The organism is Psittacicella melopsittaci (assembly GCF_003585925.1).
Lineage (GTDB): Bacteria > Pseudomonadota > Gammaproteobacteria > Enterobacterales > Psittacicellaceae > Psittacicella > Psittacicella melopsittaci.
The window spans coordinates 1-16410 of record NZ_NRJH01000007.1 but is presented as its reverse complement, the minus strand read 5'-3'; the positions used below and the strand labels follow the sequence as shown (position 1 = coordinate 16410).

The following is a 16410-nucleotide window of genomic DNA, read 5'->3' as shown; positions in this document are numbered from 1 at the left end:
GAACCCCATGGCGAGAATAATTTTTATTGATAATTTTGATTCCTTTACTTACAACCTTGTTGATCAATTTCGTAGTTTAGGGCACGAGGTTGAAGTTTACCGCAATGACTGTGAACTTGACTTTTTAGTAGGCAAAGCTCTGGAAGTGCCGCAAACTATTTTAGCTCTTTCTCCTGGTCCTGGTACTCCTGCTCAAGCAGGCAATATGCTCGCTTTAATTCAAGCTCTCAAAGACAAGTTACCGATTATTGGTATTTGCTTAGGGCACCAAGCCTTAATTGAAGTTTTTGGTGGGCAAGTAGTACATGCGGGCGAGGTGTTACATGGCAAGGTATCGCGCATAACTCATGACCAAGAGTATATGTTTGCGAACCTCGCTAACCCTATGCCTGTAGCTCGTTATCACTCGCTTAAGGGAACTGATTTACCTCCTGAACTGGTGGTGAACGCTCAGTACCAAGATATAGTAATGGCTTTTCGTCATCGTGATCTCCCAATTTGTGGTTTTCAATTTCATCCTGAGAGCATTCTTACCGTAGAAGGGGGTAAACTTCTGGGGCAAACCGTAGCTTGGTTATTACAATAACCACCTTGTCCCTTAAGTAAGTTTATCTTGGAGAATTTTTTATGTTAGAGCAAATTTTATCGCAACTTTTTCAAGGGCAAAACCTCAGTACTGCCCAAAGTAACCAGCTCTTTACGGCAATTATTCAAGGTGAGTTAGCACCCGAACAACTAGCAGCTTGCTTAATTGCCCTTAAACTCAAAGGCGAAACCCCAAGTGAAATTCAAGGTGCGGTTGAAGCCTTAACGGCTCATGCTTTAGCCTTCCCGAGTCCAGATTATCCTTTTGTTGATATAGTTGGCACAGGAGGCGACGGAGCTAATACCATTAACATCTCAACTACTAGTGCAATAGTGGCAGCCTCTTTAGGCTACAAGGTAGCAAAACACGGCAGTCGCAGTGTTTCAAGTAAAACAGGAGCTAGTGATCTACTTTCTCACCTTGGCGTGCCTGTAGACTTAAGCCCTGAGCAAGCACGAGCAAGTTTAGATAACAATAATCTGTGCTTTCTTTTTGCTCCTTTATACCACCAGGGCTTTAAACATGCAGCTCCGGTAAGACAAAGCTTAAAAACACGCACTATTTTTAATATTCTTGGACCTTTAATTAATCCTGCTCGCCCTAAACGTCAACTTCTGGGAGTTTATAGTCCGGAGTTAGTCCCAGTTTACGCTCAAACAATAGCTCAGCTTGGACACGAGCATGCCATTATTGTTCATGGCAGTGGCTTAGACGAAGTAGCTTTACATGGTCCGACCCAAGTTGCCGAAGTTAAAAATGGGCAAATTTACTACTATAGCCTCACCCCAGAGGACTTTGGTTTAGTAGAGCAACCGCTTGAAGCTTTACGTGGTGGAGAACCTCAAGAAAACGCGCATGCGATTAGCCAACTATTACAAGGGCAAGGAGCTAAGGCTCATGCCTATGCAGTAGCAGCTAATACGGCTCTACTTTTAAAACTCTTTGGTGAAGATGACCTTAAAGCCAATGCCCAAAAAGTACTGGCCGCTCTCGAAGCAGGCACCGCTTACACTACTTTAGTTAACCTGAGAAATATGCCTAAGGAAGCCTAAAATGACGCCAACTATTTTGCAAAAAATTATTGCCGATAAAAAAATCTGGCTCGCTGAGCAAGAGCGTATTTTTCCTTTGGCAAAATTTCAAGCTCAAGTGCAAGCGAGCGAGCGTAATTTCTATCAAGCCTTAGCTCCAAGAGAGCGACCGAACTACATTCTCGAATGTAAAAAAGCTTCGCCCTCAAAAGGCTTAATTCGCCCTGACTTTAATCTTGATGCCATAGCTCAAGTCTATAAAAACTATGCCCAAGTAATCTCGGTACTTACCGATACTAAATACTTCCAAGGCGACTTTGCTTATGTACGTCAAGTACGCGAGCAAGTTACTCAACCCGTGTTGTGCAAGGACTTTATCATTTCGCCTTACCAAGTGTATTTAGCGCGTTACTATGGTGCAGATGCCATTTTACTCATGCTTTCGGTGCTCGATGACCAAAGCTATAGCCAACTTGCCGAGCTTGCCCATAGTCTTAATCTAGGCATCCTCACTGAAACTTCTAACGAACAGGAAGTAGAGCGGGCTTTAGCTTTAGGTGCCAAAGTAATTGGTATTAACAACCGTAATCTGCATGATCTAAGCGTAGACTTAGAGCGAACTTTAACTTTACGTAAGTTAATTCCAGCCCATATTCCTGTAATTAGTGAATCAGGTATCTATACTCACGCGCAAGTGCAAGCACTGCAAAGTACAGCTTCGGGCTTTTTAATTGGCTCGAGCCTCATGGGCAGTGACAATCTCGATCTTGCCGTTCGCAAAATAATTTACGGAGAAAATAAAGTTTGTGGTTTAACTCAAGCTGGCGATGTTAAAGCTGCTTACCAAGCAGGGGCTGTGTACGGAGGCTTAATTTTTGCTCCGCATTCGCCACGCTGTCTGACTTTACTTGATGCAACTAATCTGGTGGCTCAGGCTCCATTACAGTATGTGGGTGTTTTCCAAAATCAAGAGCCAAAAACTCTTGTCTCTTATGCCGAGCAACTTAATTTAACTGCCGTGCAATTACACGGCGATGAGTCTTTAGCTTATATTCGCCAACTGCGTGAACTCCTGCCAGAAACTTGCCAAATCTGGAAAGCTATTTCTATTCCCGTTGAAGCAAGTGAAGCAAGCCAAGGGCAACTACGTCTGCTTTTAAATGACTATACCGATCTTGTCGAGCGTTTTGTTCTTGATGCCCGCGTAAAAAATATCCAAGGAGGCACAGGGCAAAGTTTTAATTGGGAGATAATACCACCTGAGTACAAAGATAAAATTATGCTCGCAGGTGGGATTAACAGCCACAACCTCGAGCTTGCTCTGCAACAACACTGTCTGGGACTCGATCTTAACTCAGGCGTAGAAGTTAAACCAGGAGTGAAAGACCACTCTAAACTCCAGCAAGTATTTACGCAAATTTTAACTTACCAAGGATAGCTATGAGTCAAACTCTTTTAAACCCATATTTTGGGGAATTTGGTGGCATGTATGTGCCAGAAATTCTTGTTCCTGTCCTCAAAGAGCTCGAACAAGCTTTTGTGGATGCCCAAAATGATCCTGAGTTCCAACGTGAATTCCAAGATCTCTTACAAAACTATGCTGGTCGTCCTACGGCATTAACTCTATGCCGTAACCTCACTGCTGGCACTAAAACAAAACTTTACCTTAAGCGCGAAGACCTGTTACACGGTGGTGCCCATAAAACTAACCAAGTGTTAGGGCAAATTCTCCTTGCCAAACGCATGGGTAAAACGCGCATTATTGCCGAAACTGGAGCAGGGCAACATGGGGTAGCTACGGCTCTAGCTTGTGCCATGCTCAATATTCCGTGTAAAATCTACATGGGTGCCAAGGATATCGAACGCCAAGCCCCAAACGTTTTTCGCATGCGCTTAATGGGAGCTGAGGTAGAATCTGTAACTAAAGGCTCACAAAGCCTAAAAGATGCCTGCTGTGAAGCCATGCGTGACTGGGCAGCTAACTATGAGCACACGCATTACCTTTTAGGGACAGCAGCTGGTCCGCACCCCTTCCCAACCATTGTTCGTGAATTCCAAAAAGTAATTGGTGAAGAAACTAAAGCTCAAATTCTCGAGCGTGAAGGACGCTTACCTGATGCCGTAATTGCCTGTGTAGGTGGAGGCTCTAATGCTATAGGCATCTTTGCTGACTTTATTCCAGATACGCAAGTGCAATTAATTGGTATTGAACCTGCAGGTAAGGGTATTGAAACTGGCGAGCATGGAGCTCCTTTAAAACATGGTAAAGTGGGCATTTACTTTGGGATGAAGTCGCCATTAATGCAAACGGCTGATGGACAAATTGAAGAGTCTTACTCTATTTCGGCGGGCTTAGATTTTCCGTCAGTAGGACCTCAGCATGCCTATTTAAATGCTGTAGGCCGTGCTGACTATCAAAGTGTAACGGATCAAGAAGCTCTAGATGCCTTCCAAGAGCTAGCTCGTCACGAGGGCATTATCCCTGCTTTAGAAAGTTCGCATGCTTTAGCCTATGCTCTTAAGCTTATTAAGGCTAACCCAGATAAAGAACAACTGCTGGTGGTAAATCTTTCAGGACGTGGCGACAAGGATATTTTTACCGTGGATAAAATCCTCAATGGCAAAGGAGAAGCTTAATGAGTCGTTTTGATCAACTATTTACTCACCTTAAAGAAAAAAACGAAGGTGCCTTTGTTCCTTTTGTTACTCTCGGGGATCCTAACTTTGAGCAATCGCTGGCTATAGTAAATACCCTAGTTGAGGCTGGGGCAGATGCTTTAGAATTAGGTTTTCCTTTCTCCGATCCTTTACTAGATGGTCCAGTAATTCAAGCTGCCAATAACCGTGCTTTAAATGCTGGCTGTAGTACCGAGCAAAGCTTTGCTTTAATTGAGCAAGTAAGAGCTAAATATCCAGATATTCCTATTAGTCTTTTACTTTGTGCTAATTTAATCTATGCTCAAGGTATAGATAACTTCTATGCTCGTTGTGCACAAGTAGGCGTAGATGCTGTCCTTGTCGCTGATGTTCCTCTACTAGCAGCGCAAGAATATAGTCAAGCAGCTCTCAAGCATGGCATAGATCCAGTATTTATTTGTCCGCCTAATGCAGATTCGCACACTATAGCTCAAGTAGCAGCTCAGTCTAAAGGCTATACTTACTTAGTTTCTCGGGCGGGTGTAACTAGTGCCGAAAACCAAAGTCAAGCGACCAACCTTGATCATCTGGTGGAAGAACTTAAAGCTCAGCAAGCTCCACCTATTTTACAAGGCTTTGGTATAAGTCAACCGCAACAGGTTACTAATGCTTTAAAACTAGGGGTAGCAGGAGCTATTTCAGGTTCGGCAACAGTTAAAATCATTGCTCAGCATCTCGATAACCCTGAGTTAATGCTGCAAGAGCTACATAACTTTGTTAAAGCCATGAAAGCAGCAACTAAGTATTAATTTATAGTGTATTTAGTTTAAAACTTTTGTTTTATAAGCATAAAAAAGTCCTCTGTGTTGAATCAACACAGAGGACTTTAGATTAGATTTGCTTTTAACAAAAAAACTAGCCTAATTACTTAGGCTAGAAAAATCCATAAAGCTAAAATTTAATCTTTTAGTTAAATTTGTTAAATTTAGTAGTTAAAACTTTTTCGAGATAACGACAATATTATAACATAACTTTATAGCAATATGAACTGCTTTGCTTAAGTTTTTCGCAAATTTTTAGAGATAGCTAAATAACTGCCTCGCCCTTAAATTCTCCCCTAAATATCGAGCAAACTTACGCGAAATTTAACTAAATAAATTAAAGGTTTTGAGCTATTAACCTTGGCAAAATTGGTTAATTTGTTTAGGTTAATTATTAAAATTAGTTATCAGCAAAAAAAAGTCCTCGGCACCTTAATGCCGAGGATACTTACTTAACTTAGTCAGCTAATTCTTTTGCTGAGGATCCAACTCTGTTTAGCTTAGAATTCAGGATCCCAATCGATAATGATTTTTTTATTGCGTACATCTACTTCAACAAGATACTTGTCAATAAAAGGTACCATACGATCTTTACGGTTATAAGCATCATTTAATGGAGCTTGTAGCACTAATACATCATTAGCCCCTGTTTCCATAATTTGGCTTACTGTCCCTAACTCATAACCTGCAGGGGTAAACACTTTACAGCCCATGAGGTCTTTCCAGTAGTATTCCCCATCAAGTTCAGGTAACTCATCGCTTTTAACGTAAACAAAAAGATTATTAAAAGCTTTTGCAGCTTCTAAAGAATCTAAACAATCTAGTTTACATACTAAATGATTAGCATGTACTTTCCAGCTTTCAACTTTAACTGGAGTAAGATTGTTGTTAAGGTTAATGTACCAGTTGTCATAGTTAAAAATATTTGTTGGTTCTTCGGTAAAAGAGTTTACGCGAATCCAACCTTTATAACCATAAGTTGAACCTAACTTACCTAAGGTAACTAATTTATCTTTTTTTGTCATAAGCTATTATTCTTTGTCTTTGATTTCACCTTGGTGATCGAGATGAAGATGCTTGTCATTGCCACATTCATTATCAAAACTTAGAGCTAGGTTTTTACCGTCTAAGTCTGCCGAGGTAAAGAGGTGGTCCATTTTTTCTGTTTTAATGCGCAGATAGTCTTCGTTGTATTTGTTTTTCCCTACAACCAGAGGACGACGTGCTACTACGTTAATGCCGTCTTTGCGCATAGTCTCGAGTTTTTCTGGGTTATTGGTCATTAACTCAATAGATTTAACGCCCAGAATCTCAAAAATCTCAGCACAACAGTTGTAATCACGCATATCTGGCGGAAAACCTAAAGCTTCATTAGCTTCAACTGTATCTAAACCTTGATCTTGTAAAGCATAGGCTTTGATTTTGTTGGTTAAGCCAATGCCACGTCCTTCGGCACGGTGGTAAATTAATACTCCACGTCCTTCTTGGGCAATATTAGCTAAAGCTGTTTGTAATTGGAAGCCACAGTCACATTTGAGCGAATGAAAAACGTCACCCGTTAAACATTCTGAGTGAATACGACTGAGAACTTTTTCTCCGTCACCTATATAACCCATGATCATGGCTACATGTTCTTTACCATTGGCAAGCTCTTCAAATACCATAATCTCAAAGATCCCATATTCTGTAGGGAGCTGAGCTTGCGCTTTTTTTTCTACTAACATAAATATATCTACTAGGTTGCTTGCTCTTGTTCGTTGAGCTCTTGTGTTTCTTCTTCGTATTCTTCAGAATCTTCTTCTTGCTCAGCTAGCTCTTCTTGCTGTTCGAGCATTTTTAGTTGCGATTCGAGACTAAAGTCATACTGGATATTAAATTCTTGGCAAAATGCCTCGTGTCTTTGGATTTCTTCTGGCGTTAGTTGCACTTCAATTTGCATTGCCTGTTTAATTAGTTCAGGATCTAACTCAGGAGTATCCTTATCATCAAAGTGCCAAATAATTGGACTTCTAAAGTTTTTGTTTTTGTCGTCATACCACTCTTCTTGTAAAGAGTTAAGCATGCGGGTATAAACCTCAGCAAGGATCATGGAGTCAAGTAAAGCCCCGTGCAGTTCACGGGCAATATTTACTTCAAAACGCTCACTAAGAGCATCTAGCGAAGCTCTTCCTTGATAAAGGCTACGGGCTAATACGAGCGAGTCTATCACTAAACATATGTCTTCTACGACAAAGTTATAGCCAGCTCGTTTTAATTCCATATCGACAAAGTCTAAGTCGAAGGGAGCATTATGGATAATTAGCACTTTTCCCATTACCAAACGGACAAAACGTTCGGCAAAGCTACTAAAGAGCGGAGCGCCAACTAGGTCTTTGTTTTTAAAGCCATGCACTTTATAAGCTTCAAAATCAATTTCTACCTCTTCTGGGTTGAATACTTCATCAACCATGCTCTCGAGGTCATTGAGATTTAAGCTATCGTTGAACATAGGCACCATCCCCAGAGTAATAATCCGGTGATTATCTGAAGGACGTTTACCTGCTTCTCGCGTCATCCCCGTGGTCTCGGTATCCATAAAAAAGCAGTCAGCTCTTTGGGCGTGAATCTTTTTTACCCAACCTAAGCTGTTTTTAGCAAAGGCAGGATCACTTGGATCAGGAATTAATTGTGGATGATCATAATAGAGCTCAACCTCATAGCGAGTTAGAGGAAACTCACTATCAGCAAGCCCTGGCATTTTACTTTCGACAATGCGACGTTTTGCTAAGTACTCTTCTTCGTTGCGAGAAAAGTTTACAATTGGGGTTTTTGATTTTTCTGGATCTGGCTGATAGTAACGCGTATAGATCTCATAATCAAAAGGCAAAACTACTTCTTCTTGCTGTTGCTCAGGAGCAACAAAACCTTCTTCGTGACTATAGTCATTGCCCCCTACAGGCATGCCTGGCGTAAATTCATCCTTGTTGCCTTGGGTATATACTGCCTCTTCGGCACTATAGTCAATTGCAGCCTCTTCAGGGGCTAGAGGTGCTTGTGGATTCGGAGCTGAAATGGCTTCAGGTGCTAAGCTAGCATCTGGGTCTAAACCTTGGTTAGCTAAACCAGCCTCAGGTGCCGAACTAGCTTCTGGAGCTTGATTAGCTAAACTAGCTTCAGGTGTTTGATTAGCTGAGTCATTAGCTGAATCTAAAGCTTGGTTAGCTTGAACTGAAGCATTCTCTGGTAAAGCTTCATTTTGCTCTTGAGCTTGGGCTTCAGAAGTTTGCTCTAATTGTTCTTCATGCTCTGCCTCATCTTCTTCATCGGAAGCATATAAATCAGCAGAACTCACAAGATTTGAGTTGTTTAGTCCTTCGATATCGAAGAACAAAGAAACTTTGTCATCTGGGTTTTCTGGTTTTTTATTATCTGTCATATGTTTCCCTATCAAAAGTGAGGTTTGCAATATGCTATTATAGCAAATTTAAGGCTACTTTTTATATAGTCTTTTTTCCGCAAGAAGCAAAGAAAATCATAGTATAATAAAATCAGGATTTCCCCTCTCTCAAACTTAACTCGAGGACTTACTATGCGTTATTTTCTCCTTCTTTGCTTAACCAGCTTGAGCTTTCTGGTACCCCAAGTAAAAGCAGAACCTCTGGGCATTTTTGGTCAGGGGACAACGCGTCTGGTATTTTTAGGGTGCTTAAACTGTGCTCCTGACCAACCTTTATCAGTTTGGCAAGCCTATAGTAAATTTGGTTATATGTCCTACGACCCAGCTAGTGTTTGGAATCCAAACAATAGATTCACGGGAAATAAGTCGAGTTTTAGTTTATTTAACCCAACTTGTAGTGATAATAGCCCTGAAATTTACGGCTTACAAACTACCAATTACTATGGTCGAGCTTGTTTAGATGACCCATCTTCGCCTTATTACAAGTACTTGCTCTTAATGCATGAAATGTATAAAACTTTTAGTGAGCAAGGACGTGATACTTATCCACAGTATCAAGAACGCATTAAACAGCTTTTTGGACTCGACTAGTATGAAAAAAGCTTTTCTTATTCTTCTTGGTCTTGGTTGTTTTACCACAGCCTCTTACGCTGAAACTCTAGACCTCTATGGACAAACTTCGCAAGGTAAACTAGTTTACTTAGGTTGCCTGAACTGCAGTCGCCATAGTACTAACTCCATTTTTAATGATCTAGGAGCCTATGGTTTTAGATATGCAAATAGTACTAATAACATTTGGAATAAATATGGTCCTTATGGCAGTGTAGGCTCGACCTACTCAATCAACAATTACTCTTGTGGTGATAAGGCTCCTTTAGTTATTGGTCGCTACTCTAAACAAACCAAAGGCACTTTTTGTATACGGGGTTACCCTTCGGGCGTTTCAGTATACAGTTATCGCGAGATTATGAATTTTCTTGCCAAGAACATTGAGCAAATTCGTGATAAAAGATTTAGTGAGTTAACTAGCTCGCAACAAGAATTTATTAACAAACTCTTTTACTAAACCTAAGTTCCTTGAGCAATCGCTTCAAGGAATTATCTTGCTTTGCTTTTAAGCAAGTATGTTACTTTGCTTTCAAACAAGCAAACAAATTTCTCAACTTAAATTACCTTTATTATGAAAAAATTATTTCTCTGCCTTCTTGCTCTTGGTGCCGTAGGTGCTAAGGCCGAACAACTTAATCTTTATGGGCAAACTTATTCTGGCGATCTAATTTATCTGGGCTGTATTAATTGTAGCCAATATAACAGTGACTCAATTTGGAATGAATATGGGAGACATGGCTATTTTAGTAACCATGGCCGCGAGAATATCTGGAATCAGCATTCAGATTATGGCAGTAGATACAGCAGCTACTCTGCTTTCAGCTCTTATTGTAGTAAAGATGCTCCCCTAGTAATCGGTGCATATTCCAAAGAAGTATATGGAACTTTTTGTATAGGTTCAGGTTATATTTACGGTAATAGAACTTACGCTTATAGAGATATCTTAGAATTTCTTTCCCGAAATTACGAATCTATGCGTGGGGTTTCTTTCTCTCGTTTAACCGAGGAGCAACGCAGATTCATCAATCGAATTTACTAATCTACTTATGCTAAAATTAATTGTATTTTGTTTAAGTTTAATTATTTTTTCCTTACCTTCAGCTCAAGCAAGAGATCGTAATCTTCTCGAAGGTAATGAAGCCATTTATATTTACAGCAATGATGGGGAAAAGACCTTTTTAGGTTGCCTCAACTGTAATACGCGAGCAGCTAACTCCATTTTAAATAATGCCTCAGTGTTTTCTAGTGATATGTACCCTCGTTCGGTATTTTGTCGCTTTGGGAAATTTGGCAGTAAAGACGGAGAATACTCAGCTGCTAATCCTGAGGCATCTAATCCTCCTTTACTTATAGGTAAAGACTCTGGTAAAGTATATGGTACTTTAAGTTTAAGTGAGCAAGGTTATCAAAGTAATACCGCTCAACTTATTTACCGTTTAATTCGTCATGGACTAGAAAAATCTACTCCAGCACCCGTACAAAATAACTACTAGTAGACTAACAAAGTCTCTTTGGTTAATTAACTAAATTCTTTCCACTCTTTTAATTAATTTTTATCTATGAAATTTTACGTTGTTACAGGTTCAACCTTAGGTACTTCTGAAGCTGCAGGTGAAACTCTAGTTGAAGAGTTAAGCCAGCCAGCTACTCTCTTGCATTCACCAAACTTAGGGCAAATTGCCGATGCTACGCATTTAGTATTTATTTGCAGTACTCATGGTGCAGGTGAGTTCCCTGATACTTTTTTACCTCTTGCGCAAGAAATTGCCTCTAGCGAAAATCCTTTCCCGAGCTTAAGTAAACTTTTACTTATTGGTATAGGTTCAAGTGACTATGATACTTACAATGGGGCAATTAAAGAGTTAGCTAAGATTTTAGCAAGCAAAGGTTTAGAACCAGTAGTAGAACCTATACTTATTGATGTAACCGAAAGCTTTGAGCCAGACCTCACGGCTGCCTCTCTTTTCAAAGCTCATGAAGATGAGTTTTTTGCCTAAAAGTCTGATACAATATAATTAAGGTTTTTCTTATTTAAACCTTTTTTCCCCGTAAGCGCATATTTTTGCGTTTCTAACATTTATGTATCCAAACTAACCTCAAGAGTTTCAAACTCTTGAGGTTTTTCTTGTAATAAAACCTGAAAAGAAAAGTAGATTGCTTGTTTTATTTGCTTGAAGTAAAAAGGAAAGGGATTGTTGTTTGCTTTGCTTGCTTTGTAGCTTTGTAGCTTTGTTTTCTTAAAACAGGACAGAGTTCTTTAAATTGTTTTGAGCTTTTGCTTTTGAGCTTTTGCTTTTGAGCTTTTGCTTTTGAGTTTTTGCTTTTGAGCTTTTGTGTTTATAAGCTGTTACTTTGCCTTTTAATATTTTGTTCTTTTATCGGGCTAATTTTTTTACTAAATCTTAGCTCAGTTTATCTCCTGCCCCCGATAATATTTGTTTAAAATCACATATTCCACACAAAAATTAACTTATTTGTGCTGAATTTAGTCAGAAAAAGAAAATTTTTTTCATTTTTTTCTTTTTAGAGTCAACTCTAATTGCTTGTCTTTTTGTAGATTGGGAGATAACAATTGAACTATACATTTTTTCCCTAATTTAGGGAGTTTTACCTAAATGTAAGAAAAAGTTCATTTTCTTACTTTTTGATCACAAACAATCAATTTTAGATTTAACTATAAAAAATACTCTTTATCTCGAGTTCCTAAAACTGCTAACCCTCTGATTTTCGCAAAAAAAGTCTTGGCAAAGATTTGTTTTTTGTGTAAACTGATTAATATTAATTAAAGATTTTCTTTAATAAAAAAATACTATACATACATTAATACATTAGCCTAAGTTCTCTGCTTAGAGAATCAAGGTACATATAATTACATTTTTTTGCATCTTCTGCTAAATATCAAACTTTCAAGGTAGACCTTTGCTCTAAATGGGTTCATGTCTAAAAACATGCTACTGCCTACTTTTATGGACTTAGCTAGTTAATTGCTTTTAGTCTACCACACTTGTCAACCCCTAAAAGTTGGCTAAATTGATATTCTGCGATGACCGGGTTGAGAAATTACTTTCCCATAAATCCAAAAATAATTTTCTTTAGCTTAGGGGCTGTACTTGTTTGCACAAGTTCTAGCTCTTAGTTAGCTAAAGGAATGTTTTTTGTGACTAACCTCTTGCCTCGCCCAATACCATACACTTTGTGTGTCTTTTTAGACAAAATGCTCGCATTTAGATCAAAATTAAAACAAAAAGTGTGATCTAGTTCACAATTTTGATACTCTTTTATCCTTGCCTCTAGTATTTAGCCTTAGCTCAAAATATACTTAGGGAAAACGCAAAAAACTTTGTAAGTTATTTTTATGTTTTTTCTTGTTTCGAGGCAGTCAAAAAAAGAGTAAATCCTACTTTGACTAGCTTGATAATTTACCTTATTTTATTGTGAGGAATACGTATGATTATCGGTTGTCCAAAAGAAATTAAAGTCCAAGAGTATCGTGTTGGTTTAACCCCAGACAATGTTCGTGCTTATGTAAGTGCAGGACATACAGTTTATGTTGAACGTGATGCTGGTAAAGGAATTGGTTTTACGGATACAGATTACACAGAGGCTGGAGCTATAGTTACTGACAAAGAAGAAGTATTTGCTCAAGCTCAAATGATTGTTAAAGTAAAAGAGCCTATTCCAGAAGAGTATCATTACTTTAGACCAGATACTATTCTCTATACGTATCTTCACCTTGCAGCTGACCGTGAATTAACGGAAATGCTCGTTGAGAAAAACATAGCCGCCATAGCTTACGAAACCATTAAAACCGTCACTGGCTTACCTTGCTTACAACCTATGAGTCAAATTGCAGGTAGACTTGCTTCTATGGAATCAGCAAAATATAGCCAAATTACCTTTGGTGGGCAAGGTGTACTCTTTAGTGGAGTACCTGGAACACCAAAAGCCAAAGTGCTTATTTTAGGTGCTGGGGTTGTAGGTCTCAATGCAGCTCAAATTGCTATGGGGATGGGAGCTGACGTAACTATTCTGGATATAGATCCAAACCGTCTAGCTTATATTGACCAAATTTTCTCAATGCGCATTAAAACTCTGTTCTCTACGCGCGAAAACATTCTTGCTGAATTACCTACTGCCGATGTAGTAATCGGAGCAGTATTAATTCCTGGTGCCAAAGCTCCAAAACTTATTCGTCGTGAAGACCTCGCCCTCATGAAACCTGGGGCAATTCTTACTGACGTTGCCATTGACCAAGGCGGTTGCTTTGAAACTAGCCGTGCTACCACGCACAATGACCCAGTTTATATTATCGATGGCGTAGTACACTACTGTGTGGCAAATATGCCTGGCTGTGTAGCTCGTACTTCAACTATCGCTTTAACTAACTCTACCCTAAAATATGGTCTTGAATTAGCTGGCAAAGGGGTAGTAGCAGCTTGTAGTCTTGATCCAGCAATTAAAGCTGGTTTAAATACCTACAAAGGCCATATTACTTTCCCAGGCGTAGCTGCAGCCTTCTCTTTACCTTATGTAGAAGCTGATGTAGCTTTAGCCCAATAAACTAGAACAGGGATAATTTACTGCGGTAAATTATCCCACTCATTTTCGCTAAACTAGCTTAAGCTAAAACCACATTTAGTTTAAGCTAGTTTAACCAAAAGAAAAATTTAGGTAGCACTTATTCTTTGTAAGAGCTAAATATTGCAAAGTATTTTTTTTGCCTTACTTAACAAACATTTACTCATTTAATGGGTTATAAGTTTATTATTTTTTGCTATTATAGAGGGCGGCTTTCTCAGGAAGTAAAGCCAAAAATACTTTTTTTTCGGATATTTATTTGTCTGGACATCCCCAGCAGATTAATGTAAGTTTAATTTTTACAGTAGCTACACTGTAAACTATTCTACTGGAGTTTTTATGGTACAAGAGAGACAAACCTGGTCGAGTAGGGTAACCTATATTCTGACCGTAGCAGGTGCTACCATTGGTTTTGGGGCAACTTGGCGCTTTCCTTACCTAGTGGGACAAAATGGTGGGGGAGCTTATGTGCTTCTTTTCTGTATTTGTATGATAGTTATCGGGATCCCGATGATTCTCGTTGAAAACGTTATTGGTCGTCGTCGCCAAGTAAACTCAGTTGACGCCTTTGGTGGTAGTGCCAATGGTAAAACAATTTCCCCTTGGTGGAAAATTGTAGCCTATATGGGACTAGCAGGATGTTTTGGGATCATTGCTTACTACATGGTTCTCGGAGGCTGGGTATTTAGCTATATTTTTGATATTATCCGTGGGGCTTTACCTATAGGGCATGAAGTAGATGCTGCCTTTACCAGTGAGTTCTATGATAAATCCATTGCTGGCTCACCTTGGGCGATTACCTTTTACACTGCTCTCTTTGTGGCAGTAAACTGGTTTATCCTCTCCAAAGGGATTATTGACGGAATTGAACGTAGCGTTCGCTTCCTTATGCCATTACTCTTCTTATTCCTCTTAGTAATGGTGATTCGTAATGTAACTTTACCAGGTTCACTCGAAGGGGTAATTTTCTACTTAAAACCTGACTTCAGTAAAATTACACCTCAGCTCTTTATCTTTGTTCTCGGACAAGTATTCTTTGCTCTTAGCTTAGGTTTTGGGGTACTAATTACTCTAAGTTCTTACTTATCCAAAGAAGAAGACCTTGTTAAAACCTCAATTATTACAGCAATTATTAATACTTTAATTGCAGTAATGGCTGGCTTTATGATCTTCCCTGGTCTATTCTCATTTGGTTTAGCACCAGATTCGGGTCCTTCTTTAGTATTTAAGACTCTACCGATTGTATTTAGTAAAATGTCATTCGGTGCTATTTTTGGGGTAATCTTCTTCTGCTTACTCTTAGTAGCGGCTTTAACTACTTCAGTAACTCTTTACGAAGTATTAATTACTGCTCTACAAGAGAAAACAAGCTTAAACCGTCAAGCTTCAATTGCGGTGGTTTTAATCGGTACGTTTATTGCAGGAAACATCCCGTCAACCTTTAGTAGTAATATCTTTGATTGGTTTGACTTTGTCTCGGGTAATATACTCTTTGTGCTTACGGCTTTAGGTACTTGTTTATTCACAGGTTTTTGCTTAAAAGACGAAGCGAAAAAAGAACTATCTTACTGTGCAGGACCAACTACAGTTAACATCTGGTTCAACTATGTGAAATTTGTTTTACCAGTAATTATTCTTGTAGTGTTCTTCTACGGTTTATTCTAATGAGAAAAGGATGGAGAGAAATCTCCATCATTTTTGCTATAAGAAAAATATCTAAAATATCCAAAAAATCTAAATAAATAGTCCTCGGGGAAATGCCGAGGACTTTTTTTGTAATAAAGTTTAAACAAACATCCGTTGCAGGAGAGCTTGTTTTAGATCTTTGTGATACTCGAGAGATCTATTGTAAGAAGAAATTAAATCATCTACCTCTTTAAGAAATCTACCTATTTTTTGTTGTTCTTCTAAGCTAGAAGGTACATATAAAATGGTATTAAAGAAACCATTTACTGGTACATTTAACATACCATGGTTTCTAGCACCTTCTGCTGATATATTGTAGATTTCTTTATACCAATGAGTTGAGTCATAGTACTGAACCAAAAATTCTGAATCTATGTTATGAATTTTGAATACAATATACAGAGGTGATAAAAGTCCTTGATTATATCTATCTAGTCTTTTTATAACTCCTACTTCATAACCTGAAGAGTAACTTTTATTGTACGCAAACTCTCCATTTTTTATTAAGTAGTAATTGCTTAAATCTTTACTCGCAACAGACTTATTAAAAAACTCCATTTGATCAATCATGCCAAATTGCGCGGAAATTGTTAATGGATTATCTGCTTCATTATTTTTATTCTTACGAGTTACTCGAGTAGATATGTCTTTTAAGGTAATTTCATTCCACTTATCAGTGAAAGTATGAAATCTTAACCTAGGACTAGAAGAACTACTTGTAAATAGTTGAATGGTTAATGAACGCTTTAAATCCTTTACTGTTACTAAAGCATTTTCAAGATGTTGGATTTTTTTATCAATAACTTTAAAGAAGTGAGATATTTTTTGTTGCTCAGCAAAATCTGGAGGATAATTAAATATTATCTGCTCCATGACATTATTCATTAACTTAGGAATAGCTGCATTAGCCACATATCTAAAAGCAACCTTATTGAGAGCTTCTGCTATAGCTTTATTACAGAACCCTCGATGAGAAATTAGAACTCCATTTACGTTAGTACTATAGAACTTTCCTGAACGAAATGT

General features: G+C 38.6%; 16 protein-coding genes. 12 read left to right on the top strand and 4 right to left on the bottom strand.

Features of this window, described 5'->3' with window-relative positions:
• Window positions 1-7: 7 nt before the first annotated feature.
• The 5 genes from CJP74_RS00765 to trpA are packed head-to-tail and all read left to right on the top strand — an operon-like array spanning window position 8 to window position 5063.
• Complete coding sequence (locus CJP74_RS00765; protein ID WP_119496371.1) at window positions 8-586, top strand: aminodeoxychorismate/anthranilate synthase component II; 579 nt, start codon at window positions 8-10, stop codon at window positions 584-586.
• Between the two features lie 41 nt (window positions 587-627).
• Complete coding sequence (gene trpD / locus CJP74_RS00760) at window positions 628-1638, top strand: anthranilate phosphoribosyltransferase (protein WP_119496370.1); 1011 nt, start codon at window positions 628-630, stop codon at window positions 1636-1638.
• A gap of 1 nt (window position 1639) precedes the next feature.
• A complete protein-coding gene (gene trpCF / locus CJP74_RS00755; protein WP_119496369.1) occupies window positions 1640-3055 on the top strand; it encodes a bifunctional indole-3-glycerol-phosphate synthase TrpC/phosphoribosylanthranilate isomerase TrpF in 1416 nt (471 codons plus the stop codon).
• 2 nt (window positions 3056-3057) lie between these two features.
• Entirely contained in the window at window positions 3058-4254 is a 1197-nt protein-coding gene (trpB, locus tag CJP74_RS00750) for a tryptophan synthase subunit beta (protein WP_119496368.1), read from the top strand.
• Window positions 4254-5063 (top strand): tryptophan synthase subunit alpha, encoded by an 810-nt coding sequence (gene trpA, locus CJP74_RS00745; protein ID WP_119496367.1) that lies wholly within the window; start codon window positions 4254-4256, stop codon window positions 5061-5063. The genes trpB and trpA overlap by 1 nt, the downstream gene beginning before the upstream one ends.
• Before the next feature lie 512 nt (window positions 5064-5575).
• On the opposite strand, the gene rimM is transcribed toward trpA, so the two are convergent.
• From rimM to CJP74_RS00730, 3 genes are read right to left on the bottom strand one after another with little or no spacing between them, the layout of a single operon-like run.
• Window positions 5576-6100, bottom strand: a complete 525-nt coding sequence (rimM, locus tag CJP74_RS00740; RefSeq protein ID WP_119496366.1) for a ribosome maturation factor RimM — start codon at window positions 6098-6100, stop codon at window positions 5576-5578.
• Between the two features lie 6 nt (window positions 6101-6106).
• Entirely contained in the window at window positions 6107-6799 is a 693-nt protein-coding gene (gene ribA, locus CJP74_RS00735) for a GTP cyclohydrolase II (protein ID WP_119496365.1), read from the bottom strand.
• Between the two features lie 11 nt (window positions 6800-6810).
• On the bottom strand, window positions 6811-8490 hold the full coding sequence (locus CJP74_RS00730; protein WP_119496364.1) for an exonuclease domain-containing protein: 1680 nt from the start codon (window positions 8488-8490) through the stop codon (window positions 6811-6813).
• Window positions 8491-8643: 153 nt separating this feature from the next.
• Between CJP74_RS00730 and CJP74_RS00725 the strand changes: the two genes are divergently transcribed.
• From CJP74_RS00725 to CJP74_RS00695, 7 genes are all read left to right on the top strand, one after another.
• Window positions 8644-9102, top strand: coding sequence for a hypothetical protein (locus tag CJP74_RS00725; RefSeq protein WP_119496363.1), 459 nt, complete (start codon window positions 8644-8646; stop codon window positions 9100-9102).
• A gap of 1 nt (window position 9103) precedes the next feature.
• Complete coding sequence (locus CJP74_RS00720; RefSeq protein ID WP_119496362.1) at window positions 9104-9577, top strand: hypothetical protein; 474 nt, start codon at window positions 9104-9106, stop codon at window positions 9575-9577.
• A 114-nt stretch (window positions 9578-9691) separates the two neighbouring features.
• Window positions 9692-10159, top strand: coding sequence for a hypothetical protein (locus tag CJP74_RS00715; protein WP_119496361.1), 468 nt, complete (start codon window positions 9692-9694; stop codon window positions 10157-10159).
• A gap of 7 nt (window positions 10160-10166) precedes the next feature.
• Window positions 10167-10613 carry a hypothetical protein gene (locus CJP74_RS00710; protein ID WP_119496360.1) on the top strand — a complete coding sequence of 149 codons (447 nt, stop codon included), beginning with the start codon at window positions 10167-10169 and terminating at the stop codon, window positions 10611-10613.
• 66 nt (window positions 10614-10679) lie between these two features.
• Window positions 10680-11117 carry a flavodoxin domain-containing protein gene (locus tag CJP74_RS00705; RefSeq protein ID WP_119496359.1) on the top strand — a complete coding sequence of 146 codons (438 nt, stop codon included), beginning with the start codon at window positions 10680-10682 and terminating at the stop codon, window positions 11115-11117.
• A 1450-nt stretch (window positions 11118-12567) separates the two neighbouring features.
• Window positions 12568-13680: an alanine dehydrogenase gene (gene ald, locus CJP74_RS00700; protein ID WP_119496358.1), complete on the top strand. Its 1113-nt coding sequence runs from the start codon at window positions 12568-12570 to the stop codon at window positions 13678-13680.
• Between the two features lie 357 nt (window positions 13681-14037).
• Window positions 14038-15363, top strand: a complete 1326-nt coding sequence (locus tag CJP74_RS00695) for a sodium-dependent transporter (RefSeq protein ID WP_119496357.1) — start codon at window positions 14038-14040, stop codon at window positions 15361-15363.
• A 120-nt stretch (window positions 15364-15483) separates the two neighbouring features.
• Here the strand turns inward: CJP74_RS00695 and CJP74_RS00690 are convergent.
• On the bottom strand, window positions 15484-16410 hold a 927-nt coding region (locus tag CJP74_RS00690; RefSeq protein ID WP_222986796.1), incomplete at its 5' end, for a restriction endonuclease subunit S domain-containing protein.

Bases quoted from the DNA above. Each gene is read 5' to 3' on its own strand.
- CJP74_RS00765 (WP_119496371.1), top strand. From the start codon at position 8: ATGGCGAGAATAATTTTTATTGATAATTTTGATTCCTTTACTTACAAC.
- trpD (WP_119496370.1), top strand. From the start codon at position 628: ATGTTAGAGCAAATTTTATCGCAACTTTTTCAAGGGCAAAACCTCAGT.
- trpCF (WP_119496369.1), top strand. From the start codon at position 1,640: ATGACGCCAACTATTTTGCAAAAAATTATTGCCGATAAAAAAATCTGG.
- trpB (WP_119496368.1), top strand. From the start codon at position 3,058: ATGAGTCAAACTCTTTTAAACCCATATTTTGGGGAATTTGGTGGCATG.
- trpA (WP_119496367.1), top strand. From the start codon at position 4,254: ATGAGTCGTTTTGATCAACTATTTACTCACCTTAAAGAAAAAAACGAA.
- rimM (WP_119496366.1), bottom strand. From the start codon at position 6,100: ATGACAAAAAAAGATAAATTAGTTACCTTAGGTAAGTTAGGTTCAACT.
- ribA (WP_119496365.1), bottom strand. From the start codon at position 6,799: ATGTTAGTAGAAAAAAAAGCGCAAGCTCAGCTCCCTACAGAATATGGG.
- CJP74_RS00730 (WP_119496364.1), bottom strand. From the start codon at position 8,490: ATGACAGATAATAAAAAACCAGAAAACCCAGATGACAAAGTTTCTTTG.
- CJP74_RS00725 (WP_119496363.1), top strand. From the start codon at position 8,644: ATGCGTTATTTTCTCCTTCTTTGCTTAACCAGCTTGAGCTTTCTGGTA.
- CJP74_RS00720 (WP_119496362.1), top strand. From the start codon at position 9,104: ATGAAAAAAGCTTTTCTTATTCTTCTTGGTCTTGGTTGTTTTACCACA.
- CJP74_RS00715 (WP_119496361.1), top strand. From the start codon at position 9,692: ATGAAAAAATTATTTCTCTGCCTTCTTGCTCTTGGTGCCGTAGGTGCT.
- CJP74_RS00710 (WP_119496360.1), top strand. From the start codon at position 10,167: ATGCTAAAATTAATTGTATTTTGTTTAAGTTTAATTATTTTTTCCTTA.
- CJP74_RS00705 (WP_119496359.1), top strand. From the start codon at position 10,680: ATGAAATTTTACGTTGTTACAGGTTCAACCTTAGGTACTTCTGAAGCT.
- ald (WP_119496358.1), top strand. From the start codon at position 12,568: ATGATTATCGGTTGTCCAAAAGAAATTAAAGTCCAAGAGTATCGTGTT.
- CJP74_RS00695 (WP_119496357.1), top strand. From the start codon at position 14,038: ATGGTACAAGAGAGACAAACCTGGTCGAGTAGGGTAACCTATATTCTG.